This window comes from Actinosynnema sp. NPDC053489 (genome assembly GCF_044544865.1).
Classification (GTDB): Bacteria; Actinomycetota; Actinomycetes; order Mycobacteriales; family Pseudonocardiaceae; genus Actinosynnema.
This window is the reverse complement of record NZ_JBITXT010000022.1, coordinates 44,369-68,650: the sequence shown is the minus strand read 5'-3', so window position 1 is coordinate 68,650 and position 24,282 is coordinate 44,369. Positions and strand designations below refer to the sequence as shown.

At 73.9% G+C, this 24,282-nt stretch carries 27 protein-coding genes and 1 riboswitch; of the genes, 11 read left to right on the top strand and 16 right to left on the bottom strand.

The genetic code is table 11. The features are described from left to right. The first annotated feature begins 212 nt into the window (after positions 1 to 212). From ACIGNX_RS33255 to ACIGNX_RS33245, 3 genes are all read left to right on the top strand, one after another. A complete protein-coding gene (locus ACIGNX_RS33255; protein WP_396545263.1) occupies positions 213 to 1,469 on the top strand; it encodes an MFS transporter in 1,257 nt (418 codons plus the stop codon). Positions 1,470 to 1,548: 79 nt separating this feature from the next. After that, complete coding sequence (locus ACIGNX_RS33250) at positions 1,549 to 2,394, top strand: helix-turn-helix transcriptional regulator (RefSeq protein ID WP_396545261.1); 846 nt, start codon at positions 1,549 to 1,551, stop codon at positions 2,392 to 2,394. A 401-nt stretch (positions 2,395 to 2,795) separates the two neighbouring features. Further along, positions 2,796 to 4,271, top strand: coding sequence for an MFS transporter (locus ACIGNX_RS33245; protein ID WP_396545259.1), 1,476 nt, complete (start codon positions 2,796 to 2,798; stop codon positions 4,269 to 4,271). Here ACIGNX_RS33245 and ACIGNX_RS33240 read toward each other — a convergent pair. Further along, positions 4,255 to 4,791, bottom strand: coding sequence for a pyridoxamine 5'-phosphate oxidase family protein (locus tag ACIGNX_RS33240; RefSeq protein WP_396545257.1), 537 nt, complete (start codon positions 4,789 to 4,791; stop codon positions 4,255 to 4,257). The two genes, ACIGNX_RS33245 and ACIGNX_RS33240, sit on opposite strands and share 17 nt — an antisense overlap. Before the next feature lie 69 nt (positions 4,792 to 4,860). Continuing rightward, positions 4,861 to 5,577, bottom strand: coding sequence for an SDR family oxidoreductase (locus tag ACIGNX_RS33235; RefSeq protein WP_396545255.1), 717 nt, complete (start codon positions 5,575 to 5,577; stop codon positions 4,861 to 4,863). 117 nt (positions 5,578 to 5,694) lie between these two features. Between ACIGNX_RS33235 and ACIGNX_RS33230 the strand changes: the two genes are divergently transcribed. The 3 genes from ACIGNX_RS33230 (at position 5,695) to ACIGNX_RS33220 (ending at position 8,377) form a co-directional block, all read left to right on the top strand. Then, positions 5,695 to 6,675, top strand: coding sequence for a LysR family transcriptional regulator (locus tag ACIGNX_RS33230; protein ID WP_396545253.1), 981 nt, complete (start codon positions 5,695 to 5,697; stop codon positions 6,673 to 6,675). 182 nt (positions 6,676 to 6,857) lie between these two features. Beyond that, positions 6,858 to 7,712 carry a BTAD domain-containing putative transcriptional regulator gene (locus tag ACIGNX_RS33225; RefSeq protein WP_396545251.1) on the top strand — a complete coding sequence of 285 codons (855 nt, stop codon included), beginning with the start codon at positions 6,858 to 6,860 and terminating at the stop codon, positions 7,710 to 7,712. Between the two features lie 278 nt (positions 7,713 to 7,990). Further along, positions 7,991 to 8,377: an STAS domain-containing protein gene (locus ACIGNX_RS33220; RefSeq protein ID WP_396545249.1), complete on the top strand. Its 387-nt coding sequence runs from the start codon at positions 7,991 to 7,993 to the stop codon at positions 8,375 to 8,377. A 13-nt stretch (positions 8,378 to 8,390) separates the two neighbouring features. On the opposite strand, the gene ACIGNX_RS33215 is transcribed toward ACIGNX_RS33220, so the two are convergent. The 7 genes from ACIGNX_RS33215 to rpmB form a co-directional block, all read right to left on the bottom strand. After that, positions 8,391 to 9,341 (bottom strand): anti-sigma factor RsbA family regulatory protein, encoded by a 951-nt coding sequence (locus ACIGNX_RS33215; RefSeq protein WP_396545247.1) that lies wholly within the window; start codon positions 9,339 to 9,341, stop codon positions 8,391 to 8,393. Then, positions 9,338 to 10,180, bottom strand: coding sequence for an MEDS domain-containing protein (locus tag ACIGNX_RS33210; protein ID WP_396545246.1), 843 nt, complete (start codon positions 10,178 to 10,180; stop codon positions 9,338 to 9,340). Before ACIGNX_RS33210 ends, ACIGNX_RS33215 begins: the two co-directional genes overlap by 4 nt. Positions 10,181 to 10,364: 184 nt before the next feature. After that, on the bottom strand, positions 10,365 to 12,290 hold the full coding sequence (locus ACIGNX_RS33205) for an SGNH/GDSL hydrolase family protein (RefSeq protein WP_396545245.1): 1,926 nt from the start codon (positions 12,288 to 12,290) through the stop codon (positions 10,365 to 10,367). Positions 12,291 to 12,446: 156 nt separating this feature from the next. Continuing rightward, positions 12,447 to 12,680, bottom strand: coding sequence for a 30S ribosomal protein S18 (gene rpsR / locus ACIGNX_RS33200; RefSeq protein WP_396545243.1), 234 nt, complete (start codon positions 12,678 to 12,680; stop codon positions 12,447 to 12,449). 5 nt (positions 12,681 to 12,685) lie between these two features. Continuing rightward, the gene (gene rpsN, locus ACIGNX_RS33195; protein WP_396545241.1) at positions 12,686 to 12,982 is read right to left on the bottom strand and encodes a 30S ribosomal protein S14; all 297 of its coding nucleotides are present in this window, start codon (positions 12,980 to 12,982) and stop codon (positions 12,686 to 12,688) included. Then, on the bottom strand, positions 12,982 to 13,149 hold the full coding sequence (gene rpmG, locus ACIGNX_RS33190; RefSeq protein WP_396545239.1) for a 50S ribosomal protein L33: 168 nt from the start codon (positions 13,147 to 13,149) through the stop codon (positions 12,982 to 12,984). Before rpmG ends, rpsN begins: the two co-directional genes overlap by 1 nt. Then, complete coding sequence (gene rpmB, locus ACIGNX_RS33185) at positions 13,149 to 13,388, bottom strand: 50S ribosomal protein L28 (protein ID WP_396545237.1); 240 nt, start codon at positions 13,386 to 13,388, stop codon at positions 13,149 to 13,151. The genes rpmG and rpmB overlap by 1 nt, the downstream gene beginning before the upstream one ends. Positions 13,389 to 13,435: 47 nt before the next feature. Between rpmB and ACIGNX_RS33180 the strand changes: the two genes are divergently transcribed. From ACIGNX_RS33180 to ACIGNX_RS33165, 4 genes are all read left to right on the top strand, one after another. Next, a complete protein-coding gene (locus tag ACIGNX_RS33180) occupies positions 13,436 to 14,515 on the top strand; it encodes a GTP-binding protein (protein WP_396545235.1) in 1,080 nt (359 codons plus the stop codon). Continuing rightward, positions 14,512 to 14,655 (top strand): hypothetical protein, encoded by a 144-nt coding sequence (locus tag ACIGNX_RS33175; RefSeq protein ID WP_396545234.1) that lies wholly within the window; start codon positions 14,512 to 14,514, stop codon positions 14,653 to 14,655. Before ACIGNX_RS33180 ends, ACIGNX_RS33175 begins: the two co-directional genes overlap by 4 nt. Before the next feature lies 1 nt (position 14,656). Continuing rightward, positions 14,657 to 14,818: a 50S ribosomal protein L32 gene (rpmF, locus tag ACIGNX_RS33170; protein WP_396545232.1), complete on the top strand. Its 162-nt coding sequence runs from the start codon at positions 14,657 to 14,659 to the stop codon at positions 14,816 to 14,818. Between the two features lie 118 nt (positions 14,819 to 14,936). After that, positions 14,937 to 15,956, top strand: a complete 1,020-nt coding sequence (locus ACIGNX_RS33165) for a prenyltransferase/squalene oxidase repeat-containing protein (protein WP_396545230.1) — start codon at positions 14,937 to 14,939, stop codon at positions 15,954 to 15,956. 4 nt (positions 15,957 to 15,960) lie between these two features. Here the strand turns inward: ACIGNX_RS33165 and ACIGNX_RS33160 are convergent, their stop codons facing one another. The 7 genes from ACIGNX_RS33160 to ACIGNX_RS33130 form a co-directional block, all read right to left on the bottom strand. After that, a complete protein-coding gene (locus ACIGNX_RS33160; protein ID WP_396545228.1) occupies positions 15,961 to 16,737 on the bottom strand; it encodes an ABC transporter ATP-binding protein in 777 nt (258 codons plus the stop codon). Next, positions 16,734 to 17,753 (bottom strand): FecCD family ABC transporter permease, encoded by a 1,020-nt coding sequence (locus tag ACIGNX_RS33155; protein WP_396545226.1) that lies wholly within the window; start codon positions 17,751 to 17,753, stop codon positions 16,734 to 16,736. The genes ACIGNX_RS33160 and ACIGNX_RS33155 overlap by 4 nt, the downstream gene beginning before the upstream one ends. After that, the gene (locus ACIGNX_RS33150) at positions 17,750 to 18,754 is read right to left on the bottom strand and encodes an ABC transporter substrate-binding protein (RefSeq protein WP_396545224.1); all 1,005 of its coding nucleotides are present in this window, start codon (positions 18,752 to 18,754) and stop codon (positions 17,750 to 17,752) included. The genes ACIGNX_RS33155 and ACIGNX_RS33150 overlap by 4 nt, the downstream gene beginning before the upstream one ends. Before the next feature lie 85 nt (positions 18,755 to 18,839). Continuing rightward, a riboswitch (cobalamin riboswitch) is annotated at positions 18,840 to 18,908 on the bottom strand. A gap of 210 nt (positions 18,909 to 19,118) precedes the next feature. Next, a complete protein-coding gene (speG, locus tag ACIGNX_RS33145) occupies positions 19,119 to 19,655 on the bottom strand; it encodes a spermidine N1-acetyltransferase (protein WP_396545222.1) in 537 nt (178 codons plus the stop codon). Between the two features lie 9 nt (positions 19,656 to 19,664). After that, the gene (locus tag ACIGNX_RS33140) at positions 19,665 to 20,519 is read right to left on the bottom strand and encodes a DNA-binding domain-containing protein (protein ID WP_396545220.1); all 855 of its coding nucleotides are present in this window, start codon (positions 20,517 to 20,519) and stop codon (positions 19,665 to 19,667) included. Then, on the bottom strand, positions 20,512 to 21,387 hold the full coding sequence (locus tag ACIGNX_RS33135) for a DUF692 domain-containing protein (protein WP_396545218.1): 876 nt from the start codon (positions 21,385 to 21,387) through the stop codon (positions 20,512 to 20,514). Before ACIGNX_RS33135 ends, ACIGNX_RS33140 begins: the two co-directional genes overlap by 8 nt. An 8-nt stretch (positions 21,388 to 21,395) precedes the next feature. Then, positions 21,396 to 23,315, bottom strand: a complete 1,920-nt coding sequence (locus ACIGNX_RS33130; RefSeq protein ID WP_396545216.1) for a ferritin-like domain-containing protein — start codon at positions 23,313 to 23,315, stop codon at positions 21,396 to 21,398. Between the two features lie 559 nt (positions 23,316 to 23,874). On the opposite strand from ACIGNX_RS33130, the gene ACIGNX_RS33125 reads away from it, so the two are divergent. Next, on the top strand, positions 23,875 to 24,282 hold a 408-nt coding region (locus ACIGNX_RS33125), incomplete at its 3' end, for a hypothetical protein (RefSeq protein ID WP_396545214.1).

Here is a 24,282-nt window from a genome sequence, read left to right as displayed (position 1 = left end):
CGCGCTCTACGGGGCCCGCCCGTGGGTCCACCCCGCGGGGGGGGGGGGGCTCTTGTTGGTCGCCGGCCGGGGGGGGGCCCCCCCCCGGGGGGGGGGCCGCCGCCGCGGGGGGGGGCGCCCCGACCGGCATCCTCGGTCCCGCCGACGGATCCCCCGCCGACGGACCCCCGCCGGCGCACGCGCGCCGGTTCCCCTCGAAAGGCGAGCAGTCCTTGGACGCGAACACCCATTCCGGCACGGCCGCACCGGCGGCGGGCATCTCGTCGGGCCTGGCGACCCTCCTCGCCGTCACCGCGGGCTTCTCCGCCGCCAACATCTACTACGCCCAGCCCCTGCTGACCGCCATCTCCCGGACGTTCGACGTGGGCCCGGGCGCGGCGTCGCTCGTCGTCACCACCGGCACGGTCGGCTACGCGCTGGGCATCGCGCTGCTGGTGCCGCTCGGCGACGTGGTCAACCGCAAGCGGCTGGCCGTCGGCCTGCTCGGGCTGGTCGCGGTGTTCCAGGCGTTGTCCGCGGTCGCGCCCACCATCCAGTGGCTGGTCGTCGCGGCCGGGGTGGTCGCGCTCGGGGCGGTCGTGTCGCCGCTGATGGTGGCCTTCGGCGCCACGCTGTCGGCCGCCGACCAGCGCGGCCGGGTCACCGGCAAGATCATGAGCGGGGTGCTCGTCGGCGTGCTGCTCGCCCGCACCGGCGGCGGCCTGGTCGCGCAGTGGTTCGGGTGGCGCGCGGTCTACGCGCTGGCCGCCGCGCTGGTGCTGGTCCTGGCCGTCGTGCTGCACCGCGCGCTGCCGACCGTGCCGCCCGCCGAACGGGTGCGCTACCCGGCCCTGCTGGCCTCCACCGCGCGCCTGGTCCGGGAGGAACCGCAACTGCGGCTGCGCAGCGCGTACGCGTTCCTCTCGCTGGCCGGGTTCAACGCCTTCTGGACGTCGCTGGCGTTCCTGCTCGCCGAACCGCCCTACTCCTACTCCGAAGCGGTGATCGGCCTGTTCGGCGTGTTGGGCGCGGTCGGCGCGCTGGCCGCGCGGATCGCCGGGCGGCTGGTCGACCGGGGCAAGGAGCACCTGACCACCGGCCTGCTGCTGACGGCGGTGCTCGTCAGCTGGGGCCTGGTCGGCGTCGAGGGCGGCGGGCTGCTGCCCCTGCTGCTGCTCGGCGTGGTGGTCATCGACTTCGGCGTGCAGGGGATGCAGGTGGCCAACCTCGGCGTGGTCTACCGGCTGCGTCCCGAGGCGCGCAGCAGGCTCACCACGGCGTACCTGACCGTGTACTTCGTCGGCGGAGTCACCGGCGCGGGCGCCTCCGGCGCGGCCTACGCCGCGTTCGGCTGGGGCGGGGTGTGCGTGGTGGGGGCGGTGTTCGCCGCGGCGGCGCTGGTGCTGTTCACCGGCGAGCAGCTCGTGCGGCGCCGGCGTCGGGCGGCCCGGCCCACGCTGCGTGACGCCGCGGATGACCGGATCGGGTGAGCCTTCTCGGGAATTGCCCGCCGAACCGGCCGCGTTGCACGTCCTGCGGGCGTGTGATCGTCCGCGGGGGGAGAGGGAGATGTCGAACCGAACGGCCGCGCAGCGCGCCGAGCTCAGGGACTTCCTGCGCAAGAGCCGGGCCAGGGTCTCACCGCGCGACGTCGGCCTGCCCGACGGCGGCAAGCGGCGGACCCCCGGCCTGCGGCGCGAGGAGGTCGCCGTGCTGGCCGGCGTCGGCGAGTCCTGGTACGCGTGGCTGGAGCAGGGGCGCGACATCAACGTGTCCGACCGCGTCCTGGGTGCCGTGGCGAGCGCGTTGCGGCTCACCGAGCTGGAGCGCGCGCACCTGTACCGGCTGGCGGGGCTCCAACCACCACCCCGGGCGCACGGCGCCGACGTGGTGGCCGACCCGCGCCTGCAACGGGTCGTCGACGGGTGGGGTGACAGCCCGGCCTACGTCATCGACCGGCGCTGGGACATCGTGGTGGCCAACGCGGCGGCGCGGGCGGTGTTCGCGCTGCGCGAGGAGGACCACAACTGCGTCGTCGCCTTCTTCACCAACCCCGACAGCCGGGACCGCTACCCCAACCGGTCCCAGGTGGCGGGGTTCGTCGTGTCGCAGTTCCGCGCCGACGCCGCGCGGTTCCCCGGCGACGAGCGCTTCACCGAGCTGGTGGCGCGGCTGTGCGCGCAGAGCCCCGAGTTCGCCGAGCTGTGGGCCCGCCACGAGGTCAGCGTCGACCACCCGCGCGAGCGCGCCGTCGAGCACCCCGTGGTGGGGCGGCTGGAGCTGGAGCAGCACGTGTTCGCCCTGGCCGACCGCGAGGACACCAAGCTGATGCTGTTCACCGCCGCGCCGGGCGGCGAGACGGCGCGGCGGTTGGCCCAGCTCACCGGCCACGCGCGGTTGCGCCGCGTGGGCTGACGGGCGCCGTCGGGGCGGCGGTGCCCCGCCGGCCCGGCGGCCGCGTCCCGGAAGCGGTCACGTCCCGGAAGCGGTCGTGGGCCGCCACGGTGGCGCGGCCGGTGTGCCGGGCGCGTCCGGCTCCCAGCTCGCCCGTCCGGTTCTCGGTTCGCTCGGCCGGTTCCCGGCTCGTCCGTCCGGCTCTGGGTTCGCTCGGCCGGTTCCCGGCTCGTCCGTCCGGCTCTGGGTCCGCCCGCCCGGTTTCCGGTTCGCCCGCCCGGTCCCCGGCCCGCCCGCCCGGTCCCCCACTCGCCCGCCCGGCTCCCGGCTCGCCCGCCCGGCCGCGGCGGCAAACTGGTGGTGGCAACACCAGGACAACCACGCACTTCCGCCCCCCGCCGGGCTGCCCGACGCTGGGGTGCATGGATCAGACCACCGCACCCGACGTCGGCACGTGGACGGGGCGCCAGAAGCTCACGCTGGTCGTGCTGCTGGGCGCCCAGTTCATGTTCGCCGTCGACTTCTCCATCGTCACCGTCGCGCTGCCGGTGATCGGTTCCTCGCTGGGCATGGCGCTGACCGACTTCCAGTGGATCGTCAGCGCGTTCGCCCTCGCGGCGGCCGGGTTCATGCTCCTGTTCGGACGGATCACGGACCTGTTCGGCCGCCGCCGGTTCTTCCTCGGCGGCATGGCGCTGCTGACGCTGTCCTCGCTCGTCGGCGGCCTCGCCACCACGCCGGCGCTGCTGCTCGCGGCGCGCGTCGGCCAGGGCCTTGCCACCGCGGTCGTCACGCCCGCGGCGCTGTCGCTGGTCACCACGTCGTTCCCGGAGGGCCCGCGCCGCAACAAGGTGCTGGGCCTCAGCGGCGCCCTGCTCGCCTCCGGCTTCGCCGCCGGGTCGTTGCTCGGCGGCGTGCTCACCGACCTGCTCAGCTGGCGGTGGACCTTCTTCATCAACGTCCCCGTCGGCGTGTTCCTCATCCTCGGCGGCCTCGCCGTGCTGCGGGAGAGCCGTTCGGCGGCGGTCGGCAGGCTGGACGTGCCCGGCGCGGTCACCGTCACCGCGGGCATGCTGGCCCTGGTCTACGGCGTCACCAACGCCGAGCGCGCGGGCTGGGGCGGCGCGAGCACCCTGGGCGCGCTCGCGCTGAGCGCGGTGCTGTTCGCCGCGTTCTTCCTGGTCGAGCTGCGCAGCAGCAACCCGCTGGTGCCGGTGCAGGTGCTGCGCCGGCGCACGGTCAGCTGGGGCAACCTCGGCGGCCTGGTGACGTTCTCGATGGCCAGCGCCCTGGCGTTCCTCATGACGCTGTACCTGGAGCGCGTGCTGCACCAGTCCGCCCTGGTCACGGGCCTGATCTTCGCCGCCTGGGGCGTCACGTCGGTGTTCGGCGGCCTGCTCGCGCCCAAGGCGATGAAGTGGCTGGGCAGCTCCCACGCCGCCCTCGTCGCCGGCCTCACCCTCCAGGCGCTGTCGTGCGCGGTGCTGTTCCTGCTGGGCACGGACACCGCGACGGGCATCGTGCTGGTCGTCGTCTGCACCGCCACCAACGGCTTCGGCCACGTCTTCTCCGTGGTGTCCTACACGGTGGTCGCCGTCTCCGGCATCCCCGACGAGGAGCAGGGGCTGGCCACCGGCCTGGCGTCGATGACCCAGCAGGTGGCCTTCACCGTGGGCATCCCGATCCTCAGCGCCGTCGTCGCCGCGCGGGTGGACGGGCGCCCGGACGCCGGGGCGGTCCTGGGCGGCGTGGTCACCGGGGTGCTCACCACCGCTGCGGTCGTCGCCGTGGGCGCGGTGCTGGTCGCGATCTTCCTGCGCCGCTCGACCACCGCGGCGGTCCCCGCCCCCGCGGGCGCTCCGGCCGCGGAGGCGGGGGTCGTCACCGGTGGTCGGTGACCGGGACGGCGCGGCGCACCACGCCGTCCACCCACACCTCGCCGCCGAACGCGGCCTCGTCGTAGAGCCGGAACTCCTCGACCACCACGCGGTACAACCGCACGGGGAGCCCGGCCGCGGCGAGGCCGCCCGCCCGGTCCAGGTGGGGCGCGAACGCGGGGAACCGGGCCCGGAACGCCTCCGGGCCCGGTTCGTCGTCGGGCACCCGCCCGCACCGGCCCGCCAGTTGCAGGCCGAGCCGCGTCGGCGCCCCGGGCTGCGCGGTGTCGGCCACGGCCACGGCGACCCGGCCGCCCGTCGCCGCGAGGTTGCGGGCGTGCCTGCTGCCCGGCCGCGTCAACAGGTGCAGCACGAAGTCACCGTCGACCGAGAAGTAGGCGTGGTTGACCCACGGCAGGCCGTCCTCTCCCACCGTGGCCATCGACAGCAGCCGGGTGGAGGCCAGGGCGCGGGCCACGCCGGACCGCACCGCCCCCGGGTCGAACCCCGGCGCGTCGAGCCGGACGTCGTCGATCGTCATGCCACCGCTCCTCACGGGTGCGCCGGGGCGGTGGCGGGGTGGACCCCCACCGCACCCGGCGACGGGTCGTCAGCCCAGGAAGTGCCCGCCGTCCACGGTGAGCACCGATCCGGTGGCGAAGGTCTGCTCCATCAGGAAGACGTAGGCCCGCGCGACCTCCTCGGCCTCGCCCACCCGGCCGACCAGCAGGTGGTCGGCGAAGTTCGCGTACACCACCTCGGGGTCGGCCACGCTGTGGTGCCACATCTCCGTGCGGGTGGGTCCCGGCCGCACCACGTTGACCCGGATCGGCGCCAGCTCGACGGCCAGCGCCCGCGCCATGGCCTCCGCCGCGCTGGTCACCGCCGCCGCGATCGTCATGCCCTTGCGCGGCCGCACGCCCGCGCTGCCGGAGCTGAGCACGATCGACCCGCCGGGGCGGATGCGCTCGGCACCGTGGAAGGCCACCGCGTAGGACCCCCAGAACCGCGTCTCGAAGAACGCCTTCGCCTTCTCCGGCGTCGACTCGGCGAACGAGCCGAGCCGCAACGAGTCGCCCGCCGTGTAGACCAGGTGGTCGTAGTCCCCGAAGTGCTCGAAGAACTCCGCGATCGCGGTTTCGTCGGTCACGTCGAGCACGTGGCCCTCGGCCGTGTCCGGCAGCCGCTTCAACGCCGTCGTGACCCGGTCCTGCGAACTCGACGCGACCGCCACGAAAGCGCCGCGCTCGGCCGCGGCGGTGGCGGTGGCGAAACCGATGCCCGAGGTTCCCCCGATCAGCAGCACGCGTTTTCCGTTCAGGCTCATCGCCGTCTCCCGGTGGTGTGATACGACCCGACCGCGCCCATCCGGCACCGGCGGGACCGACAATCCGACATTGTCAGAGGAAGCCGGGCGGGTCCAATACCCGTCCGGCTCCGACCGATGCCGCTACGGCATCGGTCGAGTTCCATCCACAAATTGGGGGTAGGGGTGAACCTCGATCTGCGAAAGGTTCGGTACTTCGTAGAAGTGGCTGAAAGGTTGCACTTCGGACAGGCCGCGAAATCGCTGCACATCGCCCAGCCCGCGCTCAGCAGGCAGATCCGGGCGCTGGAGCAGGAGCTCGGGGTGGAGCTCCTGGTGCGCAACAGCCGCTCCGTGGCGCTCACCCCGGCGGGGGAACGGCTGCTCGCCGGCGGGCGGGAGGTGCTCGACGCCGCCACCGCGCTGAGCCGCCGGGTCGTCGCGACCGGTCGCACGAGACCGCGCCTGACCGTCGGGTTCACCTGCGGCACACCCGTCACCGCGGTCGTCCGGCGCTTCCTGGACGAGGTGCCCGACGTCGACGTGTCGGTGGTGCACATCGAGCGCGACCAGCAGGCCAAGGTCCTCTACGACGGCACGGCCGACGTGGTGTTCGTGCGGAAACCGCTGGTGGAGGACGACCTGACGGTCGTGGACCTGTTCACCGAACCGCGGGTGGCGCTCGTGCCGGCGGACCACCGGCTGGCCGGGCGGCGGGCCGTGACGCGCAACGACCTGGCCGGCGAGACCGTGCTGCACCACGCGGGCACCCGGGACCTGGCGCACGCCACCGTGCCGGTGCGGGCACGCGGGCGGATCACCGTGCTGCCGGCCGACACGTCCCCCTTCCCGGTGCAGGTGCGCGACGTCCGGGCGATGGAGGAGAAGCTGGAACTGGTCGCCGTCGGCGCGGGGATCACCCTTTTGCCCGAGTCCGCCGCCAAGTTCTACGCCCGACCGGACGTGGTGCGCTTACCGGTGGTCGACTTGGCCCGGGAGACGGTTTGCCTGGCTTATTGCAGCGACACCACCTCGCCGTTCACCGCGGCTTTCACTCGTTCAGCGCACGAGGTGGTGGCCGAATCGCGGGGCGACTTGGGTTCGCGTCGCACCGGTTGAGGTTTTAACCCCCTTGAGAGGTACATCACATAGCTTATTGGAAGGCGATCGATATCGTGGACGCATCGACCGCACGTGGCCGCTGTGTCAAGTCCCGCGGCGGTGGTCGCCAATCAACCTCGCAGACCGAGGTGGTCTTCCACGTCCTGGTTGGGGGACCTTCGCATCATGGGGGTATTGGTATGGAAGCACGAGTTCTCGGACCGCTGTCCCTGTCGGTGGACGGCGTCGACATGGTGCCGCCGGCGCGCAAGCAGCGGCAGCTGCTGTCGCTGCTGCTGATGAACGCGAACCGGGTGACCACGGTCGACGGCCTGATGAGGGCGTTGTGGGACGACGTCCTGCCCGCGACCGCCTTGACCACGTTGCAGAACTACATACTGCGGTTACGCAAGCACTTCGACGGCGTGCTCGGTGACCGGCGCGGCCGCGAAGTGCTGAAGACCCGTGACGGTGCGTACGTGCTGGCCATCGACGAGACGTGCTTCGACCTGCACCTCTTCCGCGGCACCGCGCGGGCGGGCTACCAGGCGCTCGAGGTGGGGGACGACGACCGCGCGGCCCGCCTGCTGCGCGAGGCCCTGGACCTGTGGCGTGGCGCCGCCCTCGCCGACATCCGGCCGACGCGGGCGCTGGAGGCGATGGTGCGGGAACTGCACGAGGCCCGCGTCCGCGTGCTCCAGCAGTGGCTGGAGGCGGAGCTGCGGTTGTCCCGCTTCGAGCAGTGCCTGGACGAGCTGGGGATCATCTGCGCCCGGTACCCGCTGCACGAGACCTTCCACCGGCAGTACATGGTCGCCCTGTACCGCACCGGGCAGCGGCTCCAGGCGCTGGAGGTCTACCGGCTGCTGCGCGAGCGATTGGTCGAGACCACTGGGTTGGAGCCGGGGGAGTCGCTGCTCCGCCTGCACGAGGAGATGCTCCGCGGCCACCGGCTCGTCATCGGCGTCGGCGCCGGCGCGCGGCACCGCGCGGCACCGAGCACCCAGCGCCCGTACGCCTACTCCACGATCGCCATGGCCGACACGGTGTGGTGATCACCGCGGTGGTCGTCCACTGTGGATGATTAACGTCACTTCGCCGTTCCCGATCCGCGGGAGACGCCTCCCGCGGATCGGGAACGACTCGTCCCGGTTCCGGCGGGGCGGCCCCGGAGCACCCCGGTCGGTTAGAGTTCACCCGAGTGGAGTCGCGGCGCGTGCCGGGCACGTGCCGGGGCGCTGCGCTCGGGACGTGGCGGGTCGAACAGGCTGCCCGATCGTCGACCTGGGTGATCCACGGCCCGACGGACCTCGGACAGACAGGCGTTACCGCCATGCCGCAACACACCTTCTTCGTGCGCTCGGAAGTGCTCGGGGACATCTCCGTGGTCACCGTGACCGGGGAACTGGACGCCGACCCGGCGCTGACCATGCAAGCGGAGGTCGTCGCGCGCCTCGACGAGGGCAACCCGGTGATCGTCGACCTGTCCGGGCTGACGTTCTTCGCCTCCTCCGGCATCAACGCGCTGCTCGCCCTCCACCGGCACGCCCGCGCCAAGGGGGTGGACGTGGTGGTCGTCGCGGCCCAGCGCCTCGTGCTGCGGCCGTTGACCGTCACCGGCACGGTCGGGGTGCTCGGCGTTCACCCGACGGTGGCCGACGCCCTCGCGGCGCTGCGCCCCGACCACCCCCGCCGGACCGACCCCGGTCCCCGCGCCTGAGCGGGCCGGCGCGTCAGCAGCGCGGCCGGGGGTGGCCCGCGGTGAGGCGGATGGTGAAGCCGGTGTCGTCGCGGTGCAGGGCGACGTGGGTGCACAGCTGGTGCGCCAGCCACAGGCCGAGGCCGCCCAGGTCGCGGTCGGGCGCGGGCAGCAGGCCGGCGAACGGGTCGCTGGGGCCGGGACCGGTGTCGTGGCACGTGACGACCACGTGGTGGGCGTCGGACCAGAGGCGGAAGCGGACCGGCGCGCGGCCGTGGCGCCGTGCGTTGGTGACGACCTCGCTCACCGACAGCATCAGGTCCTCCACCTCCGCCGCCGGCAGGTCGCTCCGGTTGGCCTCCAGCACCGCCAGCCGCGCGGTCGACGGGTTCGGGTCGACCAGGTCCACCAGCGGCGGGGTGTGCTGGATCGGCAGCGGTGCCACGGGGCGCGGCTCGGCGAGGAAGTCCGGCGGCTCGACGTAGTGGTCACCGACGTGGTGGCCCCCGTCGGGGGTGGCGACGAACGGGTGGGTGCGGACGACGTCGTCGAGGACCCGGCGCGGGGTGGCGCGGGTGTCGTAGGCGCACATGCTGCGCAGGGGGAACTCGTCGTAGGCGTGGTTGACCGCCGACTCGTAGCGGGCCCACCAGTCCCAGGCGGTGGTGAACGCGGCCTGCGGGACCTCGCCGACGATGCGGATGCCCCGCGCGCCGGCGGCCACGAACCCGGCCATCATCTCCCGGTAGGACTTGATCGCGGCGGCCGGCCGGGCGTAGAGGTCGTCCACGACGGTGAACACCGCCTCGGCCGACCGGGGCAGCGCCCGGCGCACCAGCTCGGACCGCTCGGGTTCCAGGGACACCACGGTCGGCTCGCCCGCCTCCAACCCCTCCGAGAGGAAGGGCACCACGACGGCCAGCAGCTCCTCGTCGGAGGCGTAGTAGATCGCGGAGTGGTCGTAGCCGCGCTTCGAAGTGCTCATGCGGCCTGCTCCACGCGGACGGTGGTCACGTTCAGCACCCGCAGGAGGTGGGCGGGGTGCGACAGCGCCGTCCGCAGCACCACCGTCGTGCCGCGCCGGTCGGCGTAGTCGGCCAGCGCCAGCAGGTTGCGGTGGTCGATGAACTCCAGGCCGGTCGCGTCGATCACCACCTCGCCGCCCGTCGACCGCAGCTCGGCGCGCCCCAGCGCGGCCGGCCACAGCTCGCGCACCCGGTCGTCCAGCTCGCCGTCCAGCGCGGCCGCCGCGCCGCGCGCGTGGGTGTGCAGGTGGAACGGCGTGGCGTCGACGCTGGTCACCGGGTGCAGGCAGGCGATCTGCGCGACGGCCTCGTCACCGAGCTCGGTCCGGTCGTAGGCGCACATCGCCGACATCGGGTGGTCGGTCATGTAGCGGTCGACCAGGTGCTCGTAGCGGGCGAAGGCGTCGAGCTGGGCGGGCGTGCGCGCCAGCGCGGTCGCGTCCGCGGCGACCCGCAGCCCGGTGAACCCGGCGGCCAACGCCGCCTCCGTCGCCTCCGCGTAGGCCAGCACCTGCTGCCGCGGGTCGATCACGGTGTCGAAGCGGTAGGTGGCGCTCAGCGACGCGACCTGCACGGCGTCCGGCCGCACGTCTACCCCGGGCTCCGGGAGCCGCAGCCGGTCGGCCAGCTCCGCCGGATCGCCGGGCGCGACGTACAGCACGCGCTCACCGGCGGCCAGCCCGGCGCGCAGGTACTCCCGCGCCCGCTCCTCGAACTCGGCCCGCCGTTCGAAGCGCAGGCACAGGTGGTTCGACGCGTCGGGTTGCCGCGCGCCGCCCAGCGACACCGGTGACTGCATGGCCACAGGTTACGGCACCCGTGCGGCGGAGCGGACCACCACGCGCGCGCGGTCCGGTGGCGCCGGAGGTGGCGGCCCGGGGAGCACGGAGCGGATCCAGTCCTGCGCTGCGCGAGCGGGTCGGTGAAGTAACCGCGCGGAGCGACCGGGGTGGTGGGTGGACCGCCCACCACCCCGGCGTCGATCAGGCCACGCCGCCACCGGGGGCGCGGGGCAGCGTGCCGTTGACGCAGCCGGACAGCGCGCCCCGACCACCGGCGTTCGGGTGCGGCCACCCGGGGACCAGCGCCCAGTTGTTGCGGCCCCACGACACGATCCTCGTCTGGACCGAGGCCGGCGCCGGGTTCCACAGGAGTTGGCACACGGCCTGGATGCGGTTGGGGTTGCCGCCAGCCAGCGCCCAGGTGACCTGGGCGACCAGGATGCCGAAGCCGATCCACTGGTTGAGCATCGTGACCGCGCGCACCGCCGCCGGCGAGCAGGCGGGCGGGAGGTTGGGGTCGCCGATCCACCGGTAGTACAGCAGGTACCTGACCTGTGCGCCGGGATCGGCGCCGATCAGGCTCAGCGCGATCGAGGCGGCGCCGCCGGAGATGGCCGCCGACGTCGCCACGCCGTTCCACGCGGGCGGGATCGCGCCGGGCGGGGCGCCGGGGTTGCCCCTCGGGTTGCCCATCACCCAGTCCGTGCAGGCGCCCGGGTTGGCCACGGCCCACGCGGGCGCGGCCGCGCCGCCACCGAGGTTGCCGCCGAGTTGGCGCACGACGAGCTGCTGCGCCACGGCGGTCCAGTTGGTGTCGTTGACGCCCGCGGTGGCCACGGCGACGTTGGCCGCGCCCGCCCGGCTCGGGTTGGCCGCGAGGACCGCGGTGGCGTCGGCGATCTGCGGGCGCGCCGGCTGGGAGACGACGCCGCACGGGTTGGTGTAGGGGAAGGTCGCCAGCACGTTCCCGGTGGACGAGCCGCTGTGGGCGAAGTTGAAGTAGCGGTTCCACGGCACGCCCAGCGCGGCCCGCAGGTTGCCCGCCCAGCTGGAGCCGGGCGCGGCGGGCCCGGTGCCGGGATCGTCGCACGTCGTGCGCCACAGCGGACCGCCCACCGGGCGCGCCTCGTGGCCGGACGTCACCGAGTCGCCCACCGCGACCAGCAGCGGTGGCGGCGGCTGGGGCGGGTTGGTGGTCGTGGTGGGGGTGGTCGGGATCGTGGTGGTGGACGTGCTGGTGGTCGTCGTCGGGCTCGTCGTTGTCGAGGATGTGGTGCTGGTGGTGGTCGACGTCGTCGTACCGGAAGTGGTCGACGAGCTCGTTGACGAGCTCGTTGACGAGCTGGTCGTGCCGGTGGTGGTGGTCGACGTCGTGGCGCACGGGGCGGTGGTCGTGGCCGCGGCTCGGCCGATCACCGTCTGCGTCGGCGCGACGGTGCGCGTGGTGGTCGCGGTCGGCGTCGCCGGGATGGACGTGGTGCGCGTCGGCGTCGTGGTGGTCGACGTGCCGGACGTCGACGTGGTCGGGCAGGGCGTGGTGGTCGTGCTGGTCGTGGTCGGCGTGACCGTCGTGGTCCAGGTCGGGACCGAGGTGGTCGACGGGGGCACCGGCTCGCCCGGTCGCGGCAGGGGGTCGTACTGGGGCGGCAGGACCGGCGGGACCTGGCGGAGCCCGGCGACGAGGTCGGCCGGCGCGCCCGCGGCCTCCAGCTCGTCGGCCAGCTCGGGGGTCAGCCGGTCGCCCGGGTCCGCGGCCGGCGGCGAGGGGACGGTCTGGTCGGTCTGGCCGGCGAGGTCCGGGAGCTGCGCGGGGAACGGCTGACCCGCGCCCGCGTCCGCGACCCGGTCGAGCACCGAGCGGCAGGTCGCCGACGCCTGTGCGTAGGAGGTGACCCCGGCGCAGTCGCCGGTCTGGAAGAGGTCCAGCAGTCCCGCCAGGCCACCGGGCCGGGAAGCGCCCTCGGCCACCAGCCCGGCCGCGATCTCGGCGCTCGACGTGCCGCCGGTCGAGCCGGGTTCCGTTGCCGCGCTGCCGGTCCGGGTCAGCAGGGCGGTCACGAGGACCAGGGCCAGACCGGCGGAGCCGAGGGCGGTGGCTAATCGACGGTTGTGAGTTCCATTCGACATGGTGAACTCCTTGTGGTGCTGTGCAGGGAACAGCCAGGGTAGGGATCCGCTTTGGCCCGAATAAGAACCGATCGGGTCAAGGCATCGTCGGGGCGTCCGGGAGTCCCCGCCGCGCGGGCGGTGTGCTCCGCCGGTGGGCGGGGCACACCGGCGCGGTCAGCGTCCTTGCGACGGGTAGGGGAGCAGCGCCATCTCACGGGCGTTCTTGATGGCCGTGGCGACCTGGCGCTGCTGCCGCGGGGTCAGCCCGGTGACGCGGCGGGAGCGGATCTTGCCGCGGTCGGAGACGAACTTGCGCAGCAGGGTGGCGTCCGTCCAGTCCACCTCGGCGATTCCCTGCCGGCGCAGGAGGTTGACCCGGCGCTTGGGCGTGCGTTCGATCCTGGGCACCCGTCTCACCAGCTCGACTTGGTGACGCCGGGCAGTTCGCCGCGGTGGGCCATCTCGCGCAGGCGGATGCGGGACAGGCCGAAGGCGCGGTTGAACGCCCTGGGGCGGCCGTCCACGGCGTCGCGGTTGCGCAGCCTGGTGGGGCTGGCGTCACGGGGCAGCTTCTGCAGTGCGGCCAGCGCCTCGTCGCGGCGTTCGGGGTCGGTGCGGATGATCTCCTTGAGCTCGTGGCGGCGTTCGGCGTGGCGGGCGACGATCTCGCGCCGCTGCCGGTCCTTGGCGATCTTGGACTTCTTGGCCATCAGCGCTCCTCCTTGAAGTCGACGTGACGGCGCACGACCGGGTCGAACTTGCGCAGCACGAGCCGGTCCGGGTCGTTGCGGCGGTTCTTGCGGGTGACGTAGGTGTAGCCGGTGCCCGCGGTGGAGCGGAGCTTGACGATGGGCCGGACGTCGGTGGACCTGGCCATCAGACCCTCACCCCCCGGCGGCGCAGCTCGGCGACGACGGACTCGACGCCGCGCCTGTCGACGGTCTTGATGCCCTTGGTGGACAGGGTCAGCACCACGTGCCGGTTCTCCGAGGGCAGCCAGTAGCGGCGCCGCTGGGTGTTGGGCAGCCAGCGGCGCGAGGTGCGCCGGTGGGAGTGGGAGACCTGCTTGCCGTAGCCGGGCCGGCGCCCGGTGACCTGGCAGTGCCGTGACGACACGCTACCTCCAATTTGAAACGACAATCGTTTCCGATAGGCTAGCCCACATGGGAACCGAGGTCGTACTGGTGGCCGGTCTCGCCGACCACGACGTGGCGGAGGAGATCTGGCGGGACGTGCCGGGGTCGGTGCTGGTGCGCCACGACCTGCGCGATCTCGCGCGAGGTGTGGTGCGGCGGTGGGTGGACGCGGAGCCGACCGTGCTGGAACTGGCGCACGGTTGCGTCTTCTGCACCCTGCGCCTGGACCTGCTGCCGCTGCTGGAGCGGCTGGGCGGCCGGGTGGTCGTGCACCTGGACCCGGCGCTGGAACCGGAAGCCGTGTGCCTCGCGCTGCGCGAGGTCGACGTCCGCGTCGGCGCCGTGGTGACCGTGGTCGACGTCGACACCTGGCTGGCCGACGCCACGGGCGAGGAGACGCTGGCCGACCGCGGCCGGCAGGCGGCCGAGGGCGACGAGCGCACGGTGGCGCAGGTGGTCGTGGGCCAGGCCGAGTTCGCCGACGCGATCGTGCTGACCGGCACCGGCGTCGATCCCGTCCTGGACGCGGTGCTCGACCGCCTGAACCCGCTCGCGCCACGTCGCCGCCGCGGTGCGCTGGACGTGCCGGAACTGCTGGCCGCCCTGCCGCCGGACGCCCGCCGCGGACGCGTCGACGACGGCTTCGGCAGCCTGCTGCACGGGCGACCACCCCGGGAACCCGCGCACGGCGCGGCCGTCGTGCACTTCACCGCGCGCCGCCCGTTCCACCCGGCGCGCCTGCACGAAGCGCTGGACGTGCTGCTCGACGGCGTCGTGCGCACCCGCGGCCGGGTGTGGGTGGCCGGCCGGCCGGAGGTCGCGCTGTGGCTGGAGTCGGCCGGCGGCGGCCTGAACGTCGGCAACCTCGGCCCGTGGCCGGCGACCGGTGCCGACCGGTTCGGTGCCGACCAATTCGGTGCCGACCAATTCGGACTCGACGGGCGCAGGTCGCAGGAGCTGGTGGTCATCACCTGCTCGGCCGACCCGGAGGAGATCACGGCGGCCCTGCGCGACGCGCTGGTGACCGACGAGGAACTGGCGCTGGTCGACGAGCTGGAGTTCGCCGACCCGTTCGCCGAGTGGCACGACGAGATGGAGGAGCTGTGAAGCAGGGCAACCACCCCGACCACCCGGTGGTCTTCCGGGACCCGTCGACCGGCGGCGCGTTCCCGCACCACCCGTTCCGGCCGGGCGCGCACCGCGTGACGGGCACCGCCGGCCGCCGCCGCGGGGGGAGGAACCGCTGACATGGCCGTCCCCAAGCGCAGGACCTCCCGGAGCAACACCCGCCACCGCCGCTCCCGGTGGAAGGCCCAGGCGCCCGACCTGGTCCCGGTGACGACCCCCGACGGCCGCGAGCTGACCGTGCCGCGCCGGCTCGTCGCCGCCTTCCGACGCGGGCTGTTGTGACGCCGTAGCGGGCGGATGGTCGATTGACCCGGGCGCCGGGGGTGACAAGCTGGGCTGGCCGATCGAACAGCGCGGTGCACCAAGTCCTGTCGTGGCTCGCGGGAAGGGTTCATCGTCCATGAAACGTCGTGTGCTCGCCGTCCTCGCACTGCTGTCCGGCCTGTCGCTGCTCGTCCCGTCCACCGCCTCCGCCGTGCCGGTCACGCGGGACCGGGCGGATGCCGCCGCCGGGTGGCTGGCCCGCCAGCTCGTCGACGGCGAGCGCTTCGAGGTCGACTTCGGCGGGGTCCGGTACCCCGACCCGGGGTTGACGATCGACGGGGTGTTCGCGTTCGCGGCGGCCCGCACCGCCGACGACCACGCCGACCGCGCGATCGCGTGGCTGTCGCGGCCGGGCACCACCGCCGGCTACACCGGGTCCGGTGGTGAGGCGTACGCGGGCGCGCACGCGAAGCTGATGCTCGCCGCGCAGGTCGCGGGCGCGGACCCCACCTCGTTCGGCGGGGTGGACCTCGAAGCCGGGTTGCTGGCGCTGCTCACGCCGTCGGGGCGGTTCTCGGACCACTCGGCGTACGGGGACCACAGCAACGCGTTCAGCCAGTCCCTGGCCCTGCTCGCGCTCGACCGCACGCCGGCGGGAGCCCCGGTGTCGGCGGTGGACTTCCTGGTCGGCACGCGGTGCCCGGACGGCGGCTTCCCCCTGGACCCGGCGGCCACGCCGTGCGCGAGCGACGTGGACTCCACCGCGATGGTCACCCAGGCGCTCCAGGCCGTCGGCCGTCCGCGCGAGGCGCGGCAGGGCCTGTCCTGGCTGGTGGGCGTGCAGAACGCCGACGGAGGTTTCGGCTCCGGCACGAAGCCGCCCAACGCCAACAGCACCGGACTGGCCGCCCAGGCGCTCCGGGCAGGTGGTCGGGACGCCGCCGCACGCAAGGCCAAGCGGTTCCTCGAGTCGCTCCAGGTCGACTGCGCCGGCCCGGTCGGGCGACGCGGTGCCGTCGCCTGGCGGGCCACGGGTTTCGACCCGGCGACCGCGACCCGCGCCACCGCCCAGGCGGTCCTCGGGCTGGCGGACGTCGGCCTCGCCGACCTGCGCAGCGGCGGTCGGGCCGGGGCACCCGTCCTCGCCTGCCCATGAGGGGTCAGCCGACGTGCTCCCGCCGCACCGCGAGGAACCGCACGTGAGGGCGCCCGTCGAGGGTGGTGATTTCGGTGCGCACGCCGTAGACGTCGGCCACCAGCTCCTCCGTCAGCACCTCGTCGGGCGTCCCGGCGGCGACCACCCGCCCGGCGCGCAGCACGACGAGGCGGTCGCAGAACATCGCGGCCAGGTTCAGGTCGTGCAGGGCGATGACGCTGGTGATCGGCAGGGCCGCGACGAGGGCGAGCAGGTCGAGCTGGTGGGCGATGTCGAGGTGGTTGGTCGGCTCGTCCAGCAGCAGCTCCCGGGGCTGCTGCGCGAGCGCCCGCGCGAGCTGCACGCGCTGGCGCTCCCCGCCGGACAGGGTGTGCCACGACTGGTCGGCGCGCCCGGTGAGACCGGTGGCCGCCAACGCCTCCCGAACCGCCCGTCCGTCCTCTTCGGACTCCGCCGACCACGCGCGCCGGTGCGGCACGCGGCCCAGCCGCACCACGTCGCGCACGCTCAGGTCGACCTGAGTGTCCGCCTGCTGCTCCACCACGGCCACGCGGCGGGCGACGACGCGGCGCGGCAGCCCGGACAGCGGTTCGCCGTCGAGGGTGGCCACGCCGGCGGTGGGGGCGAGCAGCCCGGCCAGCAACCGCAGCAGGGTGGACTTGCCCGCGCCGTTCGGGCCGAGCAGCCCGAGCGTGGTGCCCGGCGCGCACGCCACGGACACGCCGTCGAGCACGAGGTGCCCGCCGGCCGTGCGGCTGACGCGGTCGGCGGCCAGGCTCACCGGCTCCTCCTGGTGCGGTAGAGGACGACCACGAACGCGGGCACGCCGATCAGCGACGTGAGCACGCCGACCGGCACCTCCTGCGGGTCCAGGACGGTGCGGGCGAGGGTGTCGACCCAGACCAGGAACACCGCGCCCGCCACCGCGGAGGCGGGCAGCAGCCGCCCGTGCCCGGACCCGACCAGGGCGCGTGCGGCGTGCGGCAGCACCAGGCCCACGAAGCCGATCGCGCCGGACGCGCTGACCAGCACGGCGGTGAGCAGCGCGGTGGCGCACAGCAGCACCAGGCGGGTGCGGGCGACCCGCACGCCCAGCGCCGCGGCGGCGTCCTCGCCGAACGCGAACGCGTCGAGGGTGCGGCCGTGGCCCAGGCACACCGCCAGCGTCACCACGAGCACGGCCGCGCCGATCCCGACCTCGCCCCAGGACGCGCCGGCCAGCGAGCCGAGCAGCCAGAACAGGACGCCCCTGGTGGTCTCGGCGTCGGCGGCGGTGAGGACGATGAACGAGGTGAGCGCGGAGAACAGCTGCATCGCCGCCACCCCGCACAGCACCACCCGGTCCACCTGCCCGCCGAGCAGGTGGCTCAGCGCCAGCACCAGCGCGAACGACACCACCGCGCCGGCGAACGCCCCCACCGACAGGGTCACCGCGCCGCCGCCGACACCGAGCACCACCACGAGCACGGCGCCGGTCGACGCACCGGAGGACACCCCGAGCACGAACGGGTCGGCCAACGGGTTGCGCAGCAGCGACTGGAGCACCACGCCGCACACCGCCAACCCCGCCCCGCACACCGCCGCCAGCAGCGCCCGGGGCAGCCGCAGGTGCCACACGATGCCGTCGCGGATCGGCGGCAGCACCGGCCCGCCGCCCCGCAGGTGCGCCCACACGGTGCGCCACACGTCGCCGACGCCGATCGAGGCGGGTCCGATCGTGATCGCCACCGCGACCGACAGGCCCAGCAGCACCAGGCCGGCGGCGTACCAGGACGTGGCGCGGACCGCGCCGGTCACCCGAGCGGCCCGAACCGCCGCAGGGCCTCGGCCACCTTCTCCACGCCCTCGACCGTGCGCATGGTCGGGTTGAGCGCCTGCCCGCTCAGCGCGACGTACCGCTTCTCCCGCACGGCGGTCATCCGCGAGGTGACCGGGTCGGATTCGAGGAACGCGATCTTGGCCTGCGCGGACTCGGCGGTCTGCGACTTGCGGGTGAGGTCGCCGAGCACCAGCACGTCCGGGTCGCGCTCGGCGACGGTCTCCCAGTTGACCTGCGGCCACTCCTCGCGCGTGTCGTCGAACGCGTTGCGCGCGCCCAGGGCGTTCGTGATGACGCCCGGTGCGCCGCAGCACCCGGCCAGGTAGGGCGACTCGGAGTTGGCGAACCAGTACAGGATGCTGGTGCCGGAGGCGTCGAGACCCCCGGTGGCGACCGCCATCCGCCGCCGGAGGTCGGCCACCAGCCGCTCGCCGCGGTCGGGCACGGCGAACAGCGTCGCCAGGTCCCGGATCTCCCGGTAGACGTCGTCCATGGTCAACGGCGCGGAGCGGACCCCGTCGCCGTCCCCGCTGTTGTCCTTGGCCCCGCAGTCGGTGGGGGACACGTAGGTGGTCACGCCCAGCTGCTCGAACCGGTCGCGGGTGGCGACGCCGCCGGTGCCCAGGACGGACTCGAAGGAGGCGGCCACGAAGTCCGGCTCCGCCTCCAGCACCCGCTCCAGCGAGGGCTTGTTCTCCGCCAGGCGCGGCACCTTGGCGTTGGCCTCGGCCAGCTCGGGCAGCACCGGGTCGGTCCACGTGGCGGTGCCGACCATCCGGTCGGCCAGCCCGAGCGCGAGCATGACCTCCGCGCTGCCCTGGTTGAGCGCCACCGCGCGCTCGGGCGGCCCGGCCACCCGCACCGCGCGGCCGCAGTTCTCCACGCCCCGGTCCGGGTCGGCGGCGGTGGTCGGCGCGCCGCAGGCGGACAGGGCCAGGGCGGTGGCGGCGATCAGCAGGGGGAGACGGGCCCGGTGCACGGCGAGTCCTCCACGTCGAGGGCCCGTTCGCGGAGCCCGTCCGTACGGTGGCCCCGCCCGGGAACGCCCGCGGCGGGGTGCCAGTGGGTATTCGGACTCGGGACCGTGGCCCCTCACCGCTGCGCGTCAGTTCCGGTTTCGCACCGGATTCCCCCGCCCGGGACCGCAGGACCGCGGACCCGGCTGGCCCGGGAAAGCTAACACAGGTCTTCGCGGGTTCCGGCGACTGTGCCCTTCGCCACCGGATCACCGCCGACCGACGCCGCGAAGAGGTCGGCGCCCGCGCCGCCAGCCGGCCGGGACGGGGCACGCGGCCGGCGGGAACGGGGTCGGCGGGAACGGGGTCGGCGCGGCGCCGGGCGGTTCACGACACCCGTTCGCGTTCCATCCGCTCCAGGTGCTCGTGCTGCAGGATGCCCATGCGCAGGGCGTTGCGGTAGCGGCCGGCGGCGAAGAACTCCTCCCGGAGGATGCCCTCGTCCTGGAAGCCGGCCTTCCGGTACACGTGGATCGCCTTCTCGTTCGCCACGTCCACGATCAGGTAGATCTTGTGCAGGTTCAGCACCGCGAAGGCGTAGTCCAGCGCCTTGCGCGTGGCCTTCGACGCCAGGCCGCGCCCCTGCTGCCAGGGCGCGATGATGATCTGGAACTCGGCGGTGCGGTGCACGTCCACGATGCTCACCAGTTCGACCAGCCCGGCCGGCTCGCCGTCGACGTCGACGATGAAACGGCGTTCGCGTTCGTCGTGGATGTGGCGGTCGTAGATGTCGCGCAGTTCCACCAGCGCCTCGAACGGCTCGTCGAACCAGTAGGACATGACCTGGTCGTCGTTGAACAGCTGGTGGACGAAGGGCAGGTCGTCCCGTTCGAGTGCGCGCAGGCGGAAGGAGGGCGCTGGCATGGCGCGACCCTAACGGCTCCGACCGGGACGTGCCGCGCGTGCGGAGCCCCCGCGCCGGACGCAGGTGACCATCCCCGCGGCCGCGGCCGAGGGCAGCCAGGTGATCAGTCGGGCCCGGATCCGGGGGACGTCGTGGCGGCGGTCGGTGGCGGTGGTCGCGGTGGGCAGGGGAGTGCCGTCGCCCGCGCACAGGCCCAGGAAGGTGTGCTGCCACGGCTCCAGGACGTGCACCCGGACCCGGTAGCCGGTGCGGGCCACGGCGTAGTGGGTGTCGGCGGGCTCCGGCACGGGTGGCCGGGCGCCCCGGTCGACGGCGGCCAGGGTGTCGACGAGGGCGAAGTCCAGGTGCGGCAACCGGAGGCCGGGTGGCGTGCGGACGACCAGCTCCTCCGGCCGGAGCACGTCGAACGGGTCGACGGGCCGGTGGTCGGCGTCCGTCTCCACCCCGGGCGCGCGGCGTGCCTCGGCGCGTGCCCGTTCCAGGCGGGCGAGCGCCGCGGGCAGCCTGTCGGGCGAGCCCGGAGGCTCGTGGGGGTCGGGGCGGGTGTCGGCGAGGAAGTCGGCGAAGCCCGCCCCGAGGTCGAACACCGAGGGCGACGCCGGCGGGTGGGTCGCCAGGTAGCCGTCGGCGAACAGGCCGAACACCTGGTCGCCGACCAACGCCCGCAGGGCCGGGTACTCGGCCTTCAGGTACTCGTGCAGCCGCACGCGGTAGCCGCGGGCGTAGACGGCCAGGCGGTCCTCGGCGCCCAGCCGGTCCGATCCCCGCACCACGTCGGCGACGCGGAGGTCGGGTCCGCCACCGAGGCCCGTGCACGCGCTCAACATCCACCGCTGGAGGGTGGCGAGGTCCCGCTCAACCACGGGCCCGGCCTCGCGCGCCCGCTCCGGTCGGTGGTCCGAGCCCGGCGCGGACGGTCGCGGCCTTCGCCAGTTCGGCGACCAGGTCCGGGAACGGGGGGATGTCGGCGTCCCACTCCAGCAGGGTGGCCACCCCGCCGGTCCGCCGGTGCACCAGCTCGTAGAGCTGCCACACCTGGTCCGGCACGGGCCCGTCGTGGGTGTCGAGCAGGAGGTGGCCGTGATCGCCGGGCCCGGCGAGGTGCACCTGGACGATGTGCTCCGCCGGCAGGTTCTCGACGTAGGCCACGGCGTCGAAGCCGTGGTTGGTCGCGCTGACGAAGACGTTGTTCACGTCCAGCAGCAGACCGCAGCCGGTGCTCTCGGCGAGCCGGGCGAGGAACTCCCACTCGGGGATCTCCGACGCCCGGAACTCCAGGTAGCTGCTCGGGTTCTCCAGGATCAGGGGCCGGCCGAGGTGGTCCTGCACCGCCCGGACCCGGTCGGCCACGTGGGCGAGGCTGCGCCGGGTCAGGGGCATCGGCAGCAGGTCGTGGCTGGTGACCCCGTTCACCCCGGTCCAGCACAGGTGGTCGGAGATCCACGCCGGTCGGACGCGCTCGGCCAGGGCGGCGAGCTCGTCCAGGTAACGGGTGTCCAGCGGGTCCGTGCTGCCGATGGACAGCGACACCCCGTGCATCACCACCGGGCGGTGGGCCGTCACGTGGTCGAGCACGTGACCGGCGAAACCGTGCTCGCCGAAGAAGTTCTCGCTGATGATCTCGAACCAGTCGACCCCCCAGTCCTCGGGCGGGGTGTCCAGCAGGTGGCGGAAGTGGACGTCGCGCAACCCGACGCCGTCACCGAGGTTCGGCAGTCCCAGGCGCTGCACCGCGCGGCTCACGTCGACGGGGGGAAGGCCAGCCGGAGCCCGTTCGGCGGTGGCGGGAACTCCGGCACGAGCTTTCCCCGGTGGGCCATCACGGCCCGGTACGCGCGGTAAGCCGCCTGGTGCACGGTCTCACCGCGCTCGAAGGTCATCGTGTCGAACGGTTCGGGGGTGTCGCCCGGCTCGACGAAGTCGAACAACTGCATGGTCCCGCCCCGCGGCAGGATCTGCGAGGCCGAGATGGGGACCGCGCAGCCGCCGAAGGTGCGGCACCTGTTGTCGCCCGGCGCGGAGTACCGGGTGTCCTCGCCGTCTGCCGTGCTGCCGGTGATCTTCGCCTTCACCAGGACGGACCCGCAGCCCCCTCCGCCCTCGACCGGCTGCACGAACCCGCACCCGCCCTCGGCCCGGCAGGCGTTGGACCCGCGGCACGAGTGGAAGACGTCCGCGGTCGCGCAGTCGTTCCCGGCCGGGTCGCGGAGGTCCAGGGCCTGGCAGGCGTGCTTGAGGGTGCCGTCCCCGGTGCCCTCCGGCCCGGCGCTCAGGTCGGGCGCCCTGCGGAACAGCGCCCAGCAGATCGCCGTGCGATCGCCCGAGCCGACCATGGACGGGTAGGGGAACTCCGCTTCCGCGTTCGACCAGAACTCGTCCAGGACCCTGGTGACGCCGGCGATCGACCCCACCGCGGCCTGGCTGATCGTGCGGTACATCCCGTCGTCGACGCCCAGGTCGTTCATCGCCTGCGCGACGTCCTCCGGGCTCGGCAGGTCGTGGGTGTTCTCCCGCCAGTCCTTCGTGACCAGGTCCTCGGCGGTCCAGGGCTTCGGCTCCGTCGGGCGCCAGTCCGGCCAGGTGGTGAAACCCGCCTGCTTGCGCAACCCGTCGAGCTCGGTGAAGCGCTCGTGGTGGTCCATCACGCCGTTGCCGTGGCGCGCCGCGGCGTCCGCCGAGGCCGTCGGCTCGCCGGTGTCGGTGTAGCGCGGGTAGTTCCGCTCCAGGGCTCCGCGGTCGGCCTGGTACCTCTCGTCGACCGCCCGCGGGCGGTCCCGGGGCAGCTCGCTGCCTTCGCCGTGGTCGGCGATGGCGCTGAGCAGGTCCCACACCATCCGCAGGGAAGGGCGCGTGATGGTCGTGTCGAAGCCCCGGAACTCCCGCTTCGGGTGGCTCTCGGTCACCGAGTTGAACAGGTCCCGCTGCGCGAGGCCGCAGTCGTAGGCGTAGTGCCACAGCGGTTCGTCGGGGTTGTCGTCGTACCGCAGGTTGAGGTAGTCGTAGTAGCACCGGTACAGGTGCCCGATCGTGCCGAACATCGGGAGCTCGCCACCTGGTCTCCACGTGTCGAACGGCGCGATCGGGAAGTACTTGTGCCTGGCGTTGGGCTTGATCGCCTCCTTGGCGACCTCCTCGGACGCCTCGATGGCCCGGAAGAGGGCGACACGACCGTCGTCGACGGGGCCGAGGTCGACCTTGACGGTCTTCGGGTGCGTGGTGTCGGTCAGGTCGACGATGTGCGGGATCACGGTCTTGTCCGGCCCGTAGCAGGTCCAGCCGGAGTTCGCGTTCTGCAGGGGTGGACCGGTGAAGGTCGGGACGACACCGATGCGGCTGGCGAGGTTGGCCGCCATCTGCACGTGCAGCATCTCCTCGACGAACACCGAGAAGATGAGGTTGTACGCCTTCTCGTTCGGCGTCTTCGGGTCGGCGGTGGTCGCCGGACCGGGCCACAGTCGACCCCGGTAGAAGTCCTGGTCCTTGCCGGTGATCTGGTGCATGCCCTGGATCGAGGTCATCGCGGTCAGGTACAGCGGGATCGTGAAGAGCTCCACGTTCACGGCCGCTTGCGCGATCGCCCGCACGGCCGCGACGTCCGTGTCGCGCAGCTTGGCCGGTCGGGGCGGCATCGTGGTCCTGGTGGCGACGGACTGGCTCATGGGCACCCCTCCGGGTCGGACTGGTGTGCGTGGGGTGGACTGGGAACATCGCTGGGGGGCATAGCCAGGAGGTCATCCCTGGGGGGCATCGCCGGGGGCTTCGCGGTGCCCGGGTCACCCGGCGCGGCGGTGGGCGGGTTCCCGAAGACCGGTGCACCGTTCTCGCCCGCCCTGCCCCGGGTGGCGTGCCTGGACCTCCGCCGCGGTCGCGGGGGTGTTCGGCGTCGTCCTCTGATCGGTGGGGGCGGCCACGGCGTTCCTCCGCGGGAAGTTGTTGGGACCCGGTGGCGATCCCGGTTCCGACAGTAGAGGACGGCGCGCGATCCAGACCTTCTCGATAGGGGGAATCTCCGACCGCCCCCCGGTCGGGACCACGAATCACCCGGTCGTCACCACCGCCCGCTCGGCCGTTACCCGAACGGGGGTTCGTGGTCACGACCGGGTTCGTGATCCGACAGGCGCGCGGCCGCTGCGGGAGGATGGAGCCGCGGCGGTCCGAACCGGACCGTCCACAATGGTCGGTCAGCGTCGCGGAGGGGCGCGACGACGAGCGGACCTGGTGGACCCGGGTGCGCTGACGGTCATCGCACTGGTCTACGACTCCGACACGCAGGACAGGACGGGGAAGACGCGGTTGGCGTGGTCCCCGTTCGGCAACGCCCAGGCCGACCCGTACGCGTGGGGCCCGGCGTGGTTGCCGGACTACACCCCGCCGGCCCGCGGGAAGGCCGAACCGGTGATCCCGACCGAGGCCGCGTCCAGTTGCGATTCGCGCGCGTCGAGGCTCCAGAGCGGGCGCACCGGGGTGCCGCTGGGCGTGGGGCGTCCGCCGGTGCTCTGCCGCCTGCCCGTGCCGGAGCCGCCCCGGGCGGGCCCGCGCGGCCCCAAGGGCCGGAGCGGGCCCGGGGGCGGGTGCGCGCGGGGGGGTGGCCGTGTGGGCGAGCGCCGGCCGGGGACCCCCGGGGCG

Excerpts from the sequence above, each read along its gene's own strand:
- ACIGNX_RS33250 (WP_396545261.1), top strand. The coding sequence starts at position 1,549 with ATGTCGAACCGAACGGCCGCGCAGCGCGCCGAGCTCAGGGACTTCCTG.
- ACIGNX_RS33245 (WP_396545259.1), top strand. The coding sequence starts at position 2,796 with ATGGATCAGACCACCGCACCCGACGTCGGCACGTGGACGGGGCGCCAG.
- ACIGNX_RS33240 (WP_396545257.1), bottom strand. The coding sequence starts at position 4,791 with ATGACGATCGACGACGTCCGGCTCGACGCGCCGGGGTTCGACCCGGGG.
- ACIGNX_RS33235 (WP_396545255.1), bottom strand. The coding sequence starts at position 5,577 with ATGAGCCTGAACGGAAAACGCGTGCTGCTGATCGGGGGAACCTCGGGC.
- ACIGNX_RS33230 (WP_396545253.1), top strand. The coding sequence starts at position 5,695 with ATGCCGCTACGGCATCGGTCGAGTTCCATCCACAAATTGGGGGTAGGG.
- ACIGNX_RS33225 (WP_396545251.1), top strand. The coding sequence starts at position 6,858 with ATGGAAGCACGAGTTCTCGGACCGCTGTCCCTGTCGGTGGACGGCGTC.
- ACIGNX_RS33220 (WP_396545249.1), top strand. The coding sequence starts at position 7,991 with ATGCCGCAACACACCTTCTTCGTGCGCTCGGAAGTGCTCGGGGACATC.
- ACIGNX_RS33215 (WP_396545247.1), bottom strand. The coding sequence starts at position 9,341 with ATGAGCACTTCGAAGCGCGGCTACGACCACTCCGCGATCTACTACGCC.
- ACIGNX_RS33210 (WP_396545246.1), bottom strand. The coding sequence starts at position 10,180 with ATGCAGTCACCGGTGTCGCTGGGCGGCGCGCGGCAACCCGACGCGTCG.
- ACIGNX_RS33205 (WP_396545245.1), bottom strand. The coding sequence starts at position 12,290 with ATGTCGAATGGAACTCACAACCGTCGATTAGCCACCGCCCTCGGCTCC.
- rpsN (WP_396545241.1), bottom strand. The coding sequence starts at position 12,982 with ATGGCCAAGAAGTCCAAGATCGCCAAGGACCGGCAGCGGCGCGAGATC.
- rpmG (WP_396545239.1), bottom strand. The coding sequence starts at position 13,149 with ATGGCCAGGTCCACCGACGTCCGGCCCATCGTCAAGCTCCGCTCCACC.
- ACIGNX_RS33180 (WP_396545235.1), top strand. The coding sequence starts at position 13,436 with ATGGGAACCGAGGTCGTACTGGTGGCCGGTCTCGCCGACCACGACGTG.
- rpmF (WP_396545232.1), top strand. The coding sequence starts at position 14,657 with ATGGCCGTCCCCAAGCGCAGGACCTCCCGGAGCAACACCCGCCACCGC.
- ACIGNX_RS33165 (WP_396545230.1), top strand. The coding sequence starts at position 14,937 with ATGAAACGTCGTGTGCTCGCCGTCCTCGCACTGCTGTCCGGCCTGTCG.
- speG (WP_396545222.1), bottom strand. The coding sequence starts at position 19,655 with ATGCCAGCGCCCTCCTTCCGCCTGCGCGCACTCGAACGGGACGACCTG.
- ACIGNX_RS33130 (WP_396545216.1), bottom strand. The coding sequence starts at position 23,315 with ATGAGCCAGTCCGTCGCCACCAGGACCACGATGCCGCCCCGACCGGCC.